General features: G+C 35.7%; 10 protein-coding genes. 6 read left to right on the top strand and 4 right to left on the bottom strand.

What is annotated here, in order from left to right; all coding sequences use genetic code 11:
• Positions 1–157: 157 nt before the first annotated feature.
• Positions 158–1,045, bottom strand: coding sequence for a LysR family transcriptional regulator (locus BTR34_RS10540; protein ID WP_068481245.1), 888 nt, complete (start codon positions 1,043–1,045; stop codon positions 158–160).
• Positions 1,046–1,129: 84 nt separating this feature from the next.
• On the opposite strand from BTR34_RS10540, the gene hutH reads away from it, so the two are divergent.
• The 4 genes from hutH (at position 1,130) to hutG (ending at position 7,122) form a co-directional block, all read left to right on the top strand.
• Complete coding sequence (hutH, locus tag BTR34_RS10535; protein WP_068481241.1) at positions 1,130–2,704, top strand: histidine ammonia-lyase; 1,575 nt, start codon at positions 1,130–1,132, stop codon at positions 2,702–2,704.
• 4 nt (positions 2,705–2,708) lie between these two features.
• The gene (gene hutI, locus BTR34_RS10530; protein ID WP_068481237.1) at positions 2,709–3,956 is read left to right on the top strand and encodes an imidazolonepropionase; all 1,248 of its coding nucleotides are present in this window, start codon (positions 2,709–2,711) and stop codon (positions 3,954–3,956) included.
• Positions 3,957–4,044: 88 nt separating this feature from the next.
• On the top strand, positions 4,045–6,045 hold the full coding sequence (locus tag BTR34_RS10525; RefSeq protein ID WP_068481233.1) for a urocanate hydratase: 2,001 nt from the start codon (positions 4,045–4,047) through the stop codon (positions 6,043–6,045).
• 120 nt (positions 6,046–6,165) lie between these two features.
• On the top strand, positions 6,166–7,122 hold the full coding sequence (hutG, locus tag BTR34_RS10520) for a formimidoylglutamase (RefSeq protein ID WP_068481231.1): 957 nt from the start codon (positions 6,166–6,168) through the stop codon (positions 7,120–7,122).
• Positions 7,123–7,307: 185 nt separating this feature from the next.
• On the opposite strand, the gene BTR34_RS10515 is transcribed toward hutG, so the two are convergent.
• Positions 7,308–7,661, bottom strand: a complete 354-nt coding sequence (locus BTR34_RS10515) for a pyruvate kinase (protein ID WP_068481227.1) — start codon at positions 7,659–7,661, stop codon at positions 7,308–7,310.
• 104 nt (positions 7,662–7,765) lie between these two features.
• Entirely contained in the window at positions 7,766–8,224 is a 459-nt protein-coding gene (locus BTR34_RS10510) for a COG2426 family protein (RefSeq protein WP_068481224.1), read from the bottom strand.
• Between the two features lie 231 nt (positions 8,225–8,455).
• Between BTR34_RS10510 and BTR34_RS10505 the strand changes: the two genes are divergently transcribed.
• Positions 8,456–9,847 (top strand): Gfo/Idh/MocA family protein, encoded by a 1,392-nt coding sequence (locus BTR34_RS10505; protein WP_068481221.1) that lies wholly within the window; start codon positions 8,456–8,458, stop codon positions 9,845–9,847.
• Positions 9,848–10,069: 222 nt separating this feature from the next.
• On the opposite strand, the gene BTR34_RS10500 is transcribed toward BTR34_RS10505, so the two are convergent.
• The gene (locus tag BTR34_RS10500; RefSeq protein ID WP_068481220.1) at positions 10,070–11,422 is read right to left on the bottom strand and encodes a Gfo/Idh/MocA family protein; all 1,353 of its coding nucleotides are present in this window, start codon (positions 11,420–11,422) and stop codon (positions 10,070–10,072) included.
• Positions 11,423–11,562: 140 nt separating this feature from the next.
• On the opposite strand from BTR34_RS10500, the gene BTR34_RS10495 reads away from it, so the two are divergent.
• A complete protein-coding gene (locus BTR34_RS10495) occupies positions 11,563–12,441 on the top strand; it encodes a nucleotidyltransferase family protein (protein ID WP_068481859.1) in 879 nt (292 codons plus the stop codon).
• Positions 12,442–12,527: the final 86 nt, after the last annotated feature.

Genomic DNA, 12,527 nt, shown 5'->3' with positions numbered 1-12,527 from the left:
TTTCTATTCTCTTCTCCTTCACTTTCACTCTTCACTCTTCACTCTTCACTCTTCACTCTTCACTCTTCACTCTTCACTCTTCACTCTTCACTCTTCACTAAACCAAAGTAAAATTAACCTATCAAAAACTCATTCTGTGTTAGATAAGTATTAAAACTTATCCTTCCAAAAGCAATTCCATACAATTCTTAAGAACCGGATTCGTGTGCTCTTTCTTCCAAATAACCGATAGTTCCGCACGCTGAGGAATATCTTTTAATTCAATAAACTTAACCCGCATTTGAAATCCGTTTTGCAAAGATGTAGGGACAATTGCAATTCCCATATGGTTCTCTACTAACTTAAAAATGGTATGCGCATGAACAGATTTATGTGAAATTTTTGGCGCAAAACCTGCATCTTGGCAAATACTCATTATTGTATCATAATACAAAGGACTGTACGCCTGACTAAATAGAATAAAATCCTCTTTTGCAAATCGTTCCATACCATCAAATTCTCTAGTAAGCATGGGATATCTTTCTGGCAAAACCAACGAAAAAGTATCCGTAAAAACTGTTTTCATTTCTAAGGTATTAGGAACACGAGAAACACGCACAAAACCCAAATCTAGTTGGTCATTTAAAACAGCATCAACCTGTGCAAAATTCGCTAACTCTTCTAAGGATGTTTTTACTTTAGGATACCTTTCCTTTATTTTCAATAATAATTTGGGTACTACTTCTTGCATTGCAGAGCCCAAAAACCCAATTCTTAATTCTCCACTATTACCATCACCTACTAGTTTTAATTGTCGCTCTACCTTTTCTAAATGGTTAAATATATATTCAACCTCGGCCTTTAAATAATGACCAGCAGGCGTTAGGGTAACCTTTTTCTTATTACGCTCAAACAACTGGGTTTCTAAAATATCTTCCATTTGTTTTATCTGTCGACTGAGTCCAGGTTGAGAAATAAACAACTTTTCCGCGGCTTTTCTAAAATGTAACTCTTGTGCTACGGCCAAAAAATAAGTAAGGTGACGTAATTCTATTTGATTACTCATAGTTATGGATTGATGATAAAATTGATATTACCAAGTATTAAAAATAGTCATTAATTTTAATAAAAATATTGAAATGATAAAGCTATGAACAAACAGACTTTTAAAATAGGTGAAGATTGGCTTACAGCCGGGAAAGCTATAGCTATATCAACCAATAAAATAGCCGTAATTCTTTCTAAAGAGACTGAGGAGAAAATAGAAAAAAGCTGGACAATAGTTCAGAAAATAGTAGATAAAGGACATCCTGTTTATGGCATTAATACTGGTTTTGGTCCATTATGTACTACCAAGATTTCAAAATCTGAAACTAACATTTTGCAGACCAACATACTACAAAGTCATAGTGTAGGTGTAGGAGACCCAATAAAGACCGATATAGCAAAATTAATGCTGATTCTTAAAGCGCAATCTTTAGCAAAAGGCTATTCAGGTATTGCTTTAAAAACATTACAAAGAATTCTATGGCATATAGAAAATGATGCTATCCCAATAGTACCATCACAAGGTTCCGTTGGTGCGTCTGGAGATTTGGCACCATTATCTCATCTATTTCTTCCATTAATTGGAATGGGCAAAGTCGAATATAAAGGTGAGATTATTACTACTGCATCCTTATTTGAGAAAACTGGACTTGAACCAATTAATCTTGGTCCTAAAGAAGGTTTAGCCTTAATAAACGGCACACAGTTTATAGCTGCACATGGGGTAAAAGTTGTTTCACAATTACATTCGCTATTGGCCCAAGCTGATATTATTGGGGCTATGATGATTGAAGGCCTACAAGGTTCCGTAAAACCTTTTTACAATGAACTTCATGCCTTACGTCCATTTAAAGGCAATATACATGTGGCCAAACGGGTAAAAAAATTATTGAAAGGTTCTGAAATAATGGAAGACCATATCGACTGTGAAAAAGTACAAGACCCCTACTCCATTCGTTGTATACCACAAGTACATGGAGCATCAAGAAACGCATGGCTACACCTTAAAGAATTATTGGAGGTAGAATTAAATTCAGTAACCGACAACCCTGTAATTATAGATGAAGAATTGACAATTAGTGGCGGTAATTTTCATGGTCAGCCGTTAGCTATGGCGCTAGATTACGCATGTTTAGCAGCATCTGAAATCGGAAATATATCGGACAGACGTATTTATTTAGCGCTGGAAGGAAATAGTCCCGGTGTTCCTAAACTATTGATGAACGACACCGGAATTAATTCTGGCTACATGATTTTACAATATACAACAGCCGCCTTGGCAAGTGAAAATAAAGGACTTTGTTTTCCGTCAAGCGCAGATAGTATTCCTACGTCACTTGGTCAAGAAGACCATGTAAGTATGGGATCCATTGGTGGTAGAAAAGCACTACAGGTAATAGGTAATGTTGAGAAAATACTGGCTATTGAATTATTAACCGCTGCCCAGGCATTTGAATTTAGAAAACCTTTAAAATCTGGTATTTTTTTAGATGAAGTTCATAATGCCGTTCGGGAACAAGTCGCGTTTGCCCAAAAAGACCGCATTTTCGCTAATGATATCGAAAAAGGAATAGAAATGATTCAGAATAAGACTATTATGAAGGTGGTCGATAGGGTTCAAAAAGAACATAGCATTTCTTTAAAAACTAAATTTTCAACTGAATTCGAAGTATATTGAAATTATGGAAAAAGCAACATTAATAGGTCCGTTTAAGCAAATAATTACAATGGCAGGCCTTCCGCTAAAGGGGGCGCTTACAGATAGTCAATTGCAAATAATCAAAGATGGTGGTATCATCATATCAGGTTCAAAAATTACTGGCATTGGGGATTTTGAAAGTCTAAAAGAAACTGCTCAAATTTCCGAAACCATAACACTTAAAGGAAATCATGTTTGTATGCCCGGTTTTGTAGACGCGCATACCCATATTTGTTTTGGTGGTTCAAGGGCTAAAGATTATGCCATGCGTAATGCAGGTAAAACCTACTTAGAAATTGCACATGCCGGTGGTGGCATTTGGGATACCGTTACCCAAACAAGAAAAGCTTCTCAGGAAGAATTAGTAACAAACACCATAAAAAGAGCAAACCGTCATCTAAAAAATGGCACCACCACTATTGAAGTAAAAAGTGGTTACGGACTATCAGTACCAGAAGAGTTAAAAATGCTTCGAGCTATTAAAGAAGCTAATAATACAGCATTGCCAGAATTGATCTCTACGTGCCTTGCAGCGCATATGCTACCTAAAGATTTTAAAGGAACAGAAAAGGAGTATTTGGAAATGATTTCTGATGAGTTATTCCCCATTCTTAAAGAAGAAAACCTAACGCATCGCATGGATGCTTTTATAGAGCAAAGTGCTTTTTCTGCTGATGATATACAGGCATATTTTTCAAAAGCTACAGACCTGAATTTTGATATTACCGTTCATGCGGATCAATTCTCAACAAGTGGAAGCAAGGTTGCTGTTGATCACAAAGCAATAAGTGCCGACCATTTAGAAGCAAGCACTGAAAAGGAAATAGCATTATTGGCCAAAAGTGATACTATAGCCGTTGCACTTCCAGGAGCATCGATTGGACTTGGATGTGATTTTACACCTGCACGAAAATTATTAAATGCAGGAGCTTCTTTAGCAATAGCTAGTGACCACAACCCTGGTTCAGCACCTATGGGCGATTTGTTAACACAAGCCAGTATTTTAGGAACATTTGAAAAATTGACGAATGCAGAAGTTTTGGCAGGCATTACTTTTAGAGCAGCGGCGGCTTTGAAATTGGATGACCGTGGTAAATTGGAAGCGGGACTTTTAGCTGATTTTGCCGTATTTCATAGCGATAATTATCAAGACATTCTATACAACCAAGGAAATCTAAAACCTTGTATGGTTTGGAAAAGTGGGGAGTTAGTTTTTGATAAGCATAAATAGTTGTTGGTTGTTGGTTGAAATTAAAAAATGAATGTCTGGTCGAGCGCAGTCGAGGACCTTTTAAACATTTAAGACTTAAAAAATAAAGATGGATTTTAAAGCACAAATACAGATTGGTATACCTACTGAATTACCTGAAAAGAAGGAGCGTTCTTCATCAGTAAGTCACGCACCAAATAGAAAACAGATACTTTCTAAAGAAGAGAAGCAATTGGCCATTAAAAACGCATTGCGTTATTTTCCATCAAAATGGCATGCTGTTTTAGCACCAGAATTTGCTGATGAATTACAGACTTATGGCCGTATTTACATGTATCGCTTTCAACCATCTTACGAGATGTATGCAAGACCAGTTTCAGATTATCCTGCCAAAACATCCCATGCAGCTGCAATCATGCTTATGATTCAGAATAATTTGGATCCAGCAGTGGCGCAACATCCACAAGAACTTATTACCTATGGTGGTAACGGAGCTGTATTTCAAAATTGGGCACAGTATCTATTAACTATGCAGTATTTATCTGAAATGACCAACGAGCAAACTTTACATATCTACTCTGGTCACCCAATGGGGTTATTCCCATCCTCTAAAGAAGCTCCACGCGTAGTGGTAACAAACGGAATGATGATTCCTAATTATTCACAGCCAGATGATTGGGAAAAATACAATGCACTAGGGGTTACACAATATGGCCAAATGACTGCTGGCTCGTATATGTATATTGGTCCACAAGGTATTGTTCATGGTACAGCAATTACGGTTATGAACGCTTTTAGAAAGGTGTTAAAAGTTGATGAAAATCCCGAAGGAAAAATATTCCTAACTGCCGGATTAGGAGGTATGAGCGGTGCCCAGCCAAAAGCCGGCAACATAGCCGGATGCATTACAATTTGCGCAGAAGTGAATTCACTTGCGGCAAAGAAAAGACATAAACAAGGTTGGGTAGATGAATTAATTGATGATATAGAAACTTTGGTCATAAGAACAAAAAAAGCCAAAGAAAATAGTGAAGTAGTATCACTTGCATTTATTGGAAATGTGGTAGATGTCTGGGAACGTTTTTACAAGGAACAAATTTTCATTCATTTAGGTTCAGACCAAACCTCTTTGCATAATCCGTGGGCAGGTGGTTATTATCCTGCCGGATTGTCTTTTGAGGAATCCAATGAGATGATGAATCTTGATCCCGATGCATTTAAAACTAAGGTTCAAGAATCGTTACGCAAACATGCAGATGCTATAGATCTACATACCAAAAAAGGCACCTATTTCTTTGATTATGGAAATGCCTTTTTATTGGAAGCTTCAAGAGCCGGGGCAGATGTAATGGCAGAAAACAAAATAGATTTTAAATATCCTTCTTACGTGCAAGATATTTTAGGTCCTATGTGTTTTGATTATGGTTTTGGTCCGTTTAGGTGGGTATGTTCTTCTGGCAAAATAGAAGATTTACAAAAGACCGATGCTATTGCATTACGTGTTCTAAAGGAAATAAAAAAAGATGCTCCGGCAGAAATTCAACAACAACTTTCGGATAATATAAAATGGATTACGGAAGCCGAAGAAAATAGATTGGTAGTAGGGTCAAAAGCTAGAATATTATATGCCGATGCAGAAGGACGAGCGAAAATAGCATTGGCGTTTAATGAGGCAATTGAAAATGGTGAATTAAGTGCTCCAATAATTTTAGGGAGAGACCACCATGATGTCAGTGGCACAGATTCCCCTTATAGAGAAACCAGTAACATTTACGACGGCAGCAAATTCACCGCTGATATGGCCATACACAATGTAATTGGCGATAGTTTTAGAGGCGCTACTTGGGTATCTATACATAACGGCGGTGGAGTTGGCTGGGGAGAAGTCACCAATGGCGGATTTGGTATGGTGTTAGATGGCACAATTGATGCAGAACGAAAACTTAAAAATATGCTTTTTTACGACGTTAATAATGGTATTTCTAGAAGAAGCTGGGCACGTAACGAAGAAGCAATTTTTGCCATTAAACGGGAAATGGAAAGAACTAAAACACTCAAAGTAACTTTGCCGAATATAGTAGAAGAAGGGCTTTTAGAGAATTTATTTTAACATTGAAACCGTATTATTAGTCTTCATATTATAATAATCAATGAACTTATAATAGCTAAATTAGTACTACTTTATATCAAATAATTTTAGAATTTATTACAACCAAAAATTGCTAAACTTATGTCTAATTACAAGCTTGGGAGTAAAAACAATTGGATTGGCAGAACCTCAGATGAGCAATTATATTTGAATGAAAAAATTCAATTTTCATCTATAAAAAACCCATTGTCAAATAGCCAAAATAAAACAATTGCAATCTTGGGTTACAGTAGTGACGAAGGGGTACGAAGAAATTCAGGCCGAATTGGGGCTGCTCTTGGCCCTGATGCTATTAGAAAGCAATTAGGCAAAATGCCTAACCATCTAAACAAAGAAACGCAACTAATAGATTTTGGTAATCTAGAATGTAATGATGATGACTTAGAAATTTTGCAAAAAGATTTATCTAATGCTGTAGCTTTTCTTTTAGAAAACAATAACATTCCAATTATTTTAGGCGGTAGCCATGATTTGGCTTACGGGCATTATAAAGGCTTATTAAAGCACATACCAGAAAATAAAACTATTGGAATTATCAATTTTGACGCCCATTTCGATTTTAGACCTAATAATAATGGCAACAGCTCAGGCACACCATTCTATCAAATAGCTACAGACCACGAAGCAAAAAATGAATCTATAAAGTATATGGCGCTAGGTATTAGAAAAGATGCCAATACAAAAAACCTATTTGAATTTGCTGAAAGCCACAAGGCGCATTATTTGGAACAGAAGTATTTTTGCATGACGTATTTGGAGCATGTAGAATTACGACTAATGCAGTTTACAGAAGATGTAGATTACCTTTATACTACAATAGACCTAGATGGTTTTTCGTCTGCCTATGCTCCAGGTGTTAGCGCTTCATCACCCATGGGTTTTTCACCTGATATTGTGCTTAAAAGCCTTAAACTAATTCTTGAATCTGGTAAATTATTAGGGCTAGATGTAGTAGAATTGAATCCGAATTATGATGTAGATGAACAAACGGCAAAGTTAGCTGCATCACTATTACACTATGTAATACACAAACTGTAATCCAAAAACAAAAAAAGCCTCCCATTATGGAAAGCCTTTCATTGGGTTCTATCGGCACAAACCGATAAACACAATTGCCTCAAATATTCTTTGAGACACAACACAACGCTGTAAAGGTAATAAAGCTTTTTAAATAAAAAAACGGTCTGTTCATTTCTTGTAATAACTAAAATATATACTACATATTACTTAGTCTCATCCGCTTTAAAAAGCTTATAAATATATTGCTTCTCTTTTAATGTAAATTGTCTTGCTTCAAACCAATCGTGAATCCTTATTTTTTCATTTTCTATTTGCGCATTTCTTATCGCCTTTAACGAAACAATATGCCAATGTGTACCCTTATTTCTAGAAACAGAATATCCTACATCTTCCATAATATAAGATTGTTTAGGTCTATTTATAAGTCGTACACCATTCTTTAAAACCGCTAAGGTTTCGGTAAGTCTTACAACTTCAGAAAAGGAATATCTAGCAAAATCGTTGAAACCATTCTGCTCAACATTATATAATTTATCTCCAATAGTAAGGGTATCCATAGCTTAAAAAAGCTGCAAATTTAAAAGGCTAAGTCTGTTTATAAAATTAAACTTAGGTATAGTTATTCACAAAATGGAAAGATAAAAATGGGGGCATTTATATATTACCCCATACCCTTCATGGTCAGTAAAGTAGTTCCCCAAACAATTAAAGAGGATAAAAATATCCCAATAGTATTCGCTAAAAATGCTTTCTTTTGTTCAATCTTAAAAAGATAAGTAGCAATACTACCTGCATATACTCCCGTACCTGGCACTGGTAACATTACAAAAAATATAAGACCGTAAAACCCATATTTTTTTATTTTATCGCCCGATCCAGTTTTGGCTCTTCTTGCAACAAAGAGGGCATTCCTCTTATAAAAATGCCACTTGAGTAAATATCTATTAACCGTGTTCAAAAAAAACATCATAATAGGAAATACCAGAACATTCGCTGCAAAACAAACAGCCAATACCAAGTATATATTTACCCCATGCAACAAACCATAAGGTATACCTACCTTAGCCTCTCCTAATGGGGAAATGCTCCAAAGTGCAGCTATGATCAAATCTTTCAACAAAAGTCTATTTTTAGCGACTGCAAAATTACGTTGATCTTGAAAAATTTTATGCCATTTAAATCATAAATAATGCTAAGATGTTAAATAACAAGACAAACACCCTCAATTTCCATTATAATTTATCTTAAAAAGATACTGGAACGTGAACTAAAATCAAGATTGGTGTTATGCCCATTATAAATTGCTATTTTTATTAGCTTACAACAACAACTTATTTCAAAGCATATTTATATGAAAGAAAAAAACTCAAGAAGATTGTTTTTAAAACGAACTTCGTTGACCACTGCAGCCTTAAGTACGGCACCTTTTTTATTAGCTTCTCCAAAAAATGAGCAATTAGTATTAACTAGAAACTATAACAAGTTAGAATTTAGCGTAAACGACCAAATAAATATTGCACTAATTGGCACTGGAATTCAAGGCATTTACGATACACAAGCTGCATTAAAAGTTGATGGAGTGAAAATAGTGGCAGCATGTGACCTATATACAGGCAGACTTGCTAGAGCTAAAGAATTATGGGGAAAAGATATATTTGTAACTCGAGATTATCGGGAAATTTTAAATCGGAAAGATATAGATGCCGTTATTATTGCTACTCCTGATCATTGGCATCAAACAATTACCGTAGCAGCATTAAAAGCAGATAAACATGTGTACTGTGAAAAACCCATTGTTCAAAATTTTAATGAAGGCCAAGAGATTATAGAAGCACAAAAATCTTCTGGAAAAATATGCCAGGTGGGCAGTCAGGGAATGGCATCCCTTGGAAATGAAAAAGCAAAAAAACTTTATGAAGATGGTGCCATAGGCGATATTGTTATGTTAGACATGTACAATGATCGATATTCTGCTGAGGGAGCATGGCAGTATCCTATTCCCCCAGACGCTTCAAAAGAAACCGTTGATTTCGACACATTTTTAGGCAATACCCCAAAAACACCTTTTAATCCAACTCGTTTTTTTAGGTGGAGGAATTACCAAGATTATGGCACTGGCGTAGCGGGAGATTTATTTGTTCATGCCTTTTCAACTTTAAATTATGTAATAAGTTCTCACGGGCCAAATAGAGCATTAGCCACTGGCGGACTGAGGTATTGGAATGACGGGCGAGATGTACCTGACGTTTCCATAACCTTATATGACTATCCTAAAACAGAAACCCATGCACCTTTTAATGCGGCATTTCGTATTAATTTCATTGCAGGAAGTGGTGGTGGTGGCGGATTTAAATTAATTGGCACCGAGGGCGAAATGGAAATAGGACAAAATTCAGTTACATTAAACCGTTCAAAATTAAGTTTAGAACCTAGCGGCTATTCCTTAGTATCCTTTACGGAGGAAATGCAACAACAAATTAAAAACGAGTATGCTGCTAAGAACTTAGAATCTAGAAATTCTAGTCTATCCACAGGTACAACAACTTGGCAAGCTCCTCGGGAGTACAAAGGTGCGCATTACGACCATTTCAATAATTTTTTTACGAGTATCAGGAACAACGGCAAGGTAATACAAGACCCTGAATTTGGACTTAGAGCTGCTGGTGCCGCATTATTGGCAAATGAAAGTTTTGCACAAAAACAGCCCGTTAATTGGAATCCTACAGAAATGAAATTACTTTAATTACCATTGCCCATAATAAGTTTAAAGATTTTTTATTGGGTTTTAATTTCTGTTTTATCCTAATTAATCCCAGTTTTTTTTAGAGACTTGATTATAAGTTAATGGTAAATTTTAACTTCTGCATCAAAAAAAATAAACCTTCTGAACATTAATTTAGAATGTACAGAAGGTTTATTTGTACTTATTAAGTAAATATGCCTAAGCATATACTATAAATCAAATTTAATATGTTTCTTTCATCCAATTATAAGGTCTTCTTTTTATCCATTGACCACGGGTAAAATCTGGAAAATCTTGGGGTTCTCCATTATTTGCAATAGAAACTTCAGAAAGTGGAGTTACAGCACTCCATGCTGCTGCATCATAAGCATCTAATGGTGGTGCTATATTTTGTTTAGCAGATTCAACGAAAGAATTCATTACAAAGAAATCCATACCACCATGGCCAGCATCTAACGCGTATTCCCCATACTTTTTCCAAAGCGGGTGATCATATTTGTCTAACCATGGTTTTGCTTCGCCCCAAGTGTGTGGCTCAGATTCACCTTCAACATATATTCTACTACCGTCAACTTCCCACAATCCGTTTGCACCTTGCACTCTAAAACCTAAAGAATAGGGCCTAGGTAAATTACAATCATGTGTTATAATGATTGTTTCTCCATTAGCTGTATTTATAGTGGATGTAATTACATCACCTTGCTTAAATTTTACCTTTGCATTAGGATGTGATTCTCCGCCTTCTTTTACAATATAATTATGTAAACCTATGCCTTTTGTGGCATGAGAAGTCATGGACACAAAACGATTTCCTCTATTAATATCTGCCATAACAGCTATAGGGCCAAGACCATGTGTTGGGTAAACATCTGCATTTCGTTTTACGGAGTGCTCAGTCCGCCATTTAGATTCTGAAATACCTTTTTCTCCAAATTCCACACCTTTACCATAAGCTGTTTTACCGTCATTAAATTTAACATGTCGCAAATCGTGCTGGTAGCCACATCTAAAATGAACTAACTCTCCAAAAACATTTTGCTTCACCATATTAAGCACGGCTAAAATATCTCTACGGTAGTTTACATTTTCTAGTATCATCATATGTGTACCAGTACGTTCATGGGTATTTACCAAATCCCAACATTCTTCCAATGTATTAGATGCAGAAACCTCCACCCCTGCAAATTTACCTGCTTCCATAGCATCAACAGTCATACGTGTATGCCAAAGCCATGGTGTTGAAATAATAACCGCATCTACATCTGCTAACGCCAAAAGGTTTTTATAATCCAAATCGTTTGAGCCAAATACCTTTGGCTCCTTCCCTTTTGCATCTGAAATATGCTTCTTGGCAATCATAATTCTTTCTGGATCAACATCGCAAATAGCTGTAATATTCACATCTTTTCGCAATAATAAATTTTGTAGGTGATTGGTTCCTCGTAATCCGACACCTATCAAAGCTACATTTAATTTATCTGCAGCGTTAAAACTATTTCTTGCAAAACCTGGTACAGCAACTATACCCATACCTGCAATTGATGCATTTCTAATAAAATTTCTTCTAGTGCTCATATTCAAAGATTATAATCGTTGAAAATATAAAATCTACTTGACTAATATTGACTTATTATCAATTTTAATGGTGATACATCTAATATGGAATGGAATTTTTAATCGCATTTCATACTTTTGACATAATAAACACAGAAATCATGACATTACTTTTAATGGCTGCCGGTAGCGGTAGCAGATATGGAAAACTAAAACAATTTGATGATTTAGGTCCAAACGGTGAGTTTTTAATGGAATTTGCTATTTATGACGCTATTCAGAACAATTTCGAGCAAATTGTAGTTATCACAAAAAAAGAAAACGTTTCTTTTTTAGAAGAGCACCTTTCAAAAAGATTACCAAAATCGATAAAATTAAATGTCCTTGCCCAAGAACTAACTGATTTACCTGATGGAGTAACATTCACCGGCGAGCGTAAAAAACCTTGGGGTACTGCACATGCAGTATGGACAGCAAGAAATGTAATAAATGGCCCATTTGTAGTAATTAATGCCGATGATTTTTATGGTCAAGCTGCATACAAGAAAGCTGCAGATTTCATGAAAGCAGATGCCAATGCTTATGCACTTTTGGGTTACACATTAAAAGATACATTATCTGAGCATGGTTCAGTTTCCAGAGGTGTTTGCGAAGTTGATGGCGACAATTTAGTTTCTGTTCAGGAACGTCTTAAACTTGTACAAAAAGCTGATAAAATTGTTGATGAGGATACCAATTTAGATTTTACTGGAGATGAGCAAGCTAGCATGAACTTTTGGGTATGTAGACCTTCTATTTTCGATAAAATAGAATCTGAATTTAGACAGTTTTTAAAGGATGATGAACGTATAGCAAATAGCGAGTTGTACATTCCTTTAATGATTCAAGAAATGCTGCAAGCTAAGGAGATAGAAGTAAAATGCATACCTTCTGGCGGAGACTGGTTTGGTGTAACTTATGCCAGTGATAAAGAAAAAGCAATGAATAGTCTTAAGGAAAAATCTGATTCGGGAAAATACCCTGCTCCTATTTGGAGTTAATAATCTAGAATTAAAAACCAAAACCCCGTTAGAAACTAATTTGTAACGGGGTTTTCTTTTGCCTAAAATTGAGCTAAACTAAAAAG

The sequence above is a fragment of the Maribacter hydrothermalis genome, from assembly GCF_001913155.1.
In the GTDB taxonomy this organism is placed as follows: Bacteria; Bacteroidota; Bacteroidia; order Flavobacteriales; family Flavobacteriaceae; genus Maribacter; species Maribacter hydrothermalis.
This window is presented reverse-complemented; position numbering and strand designations above follow the sequence as displayed.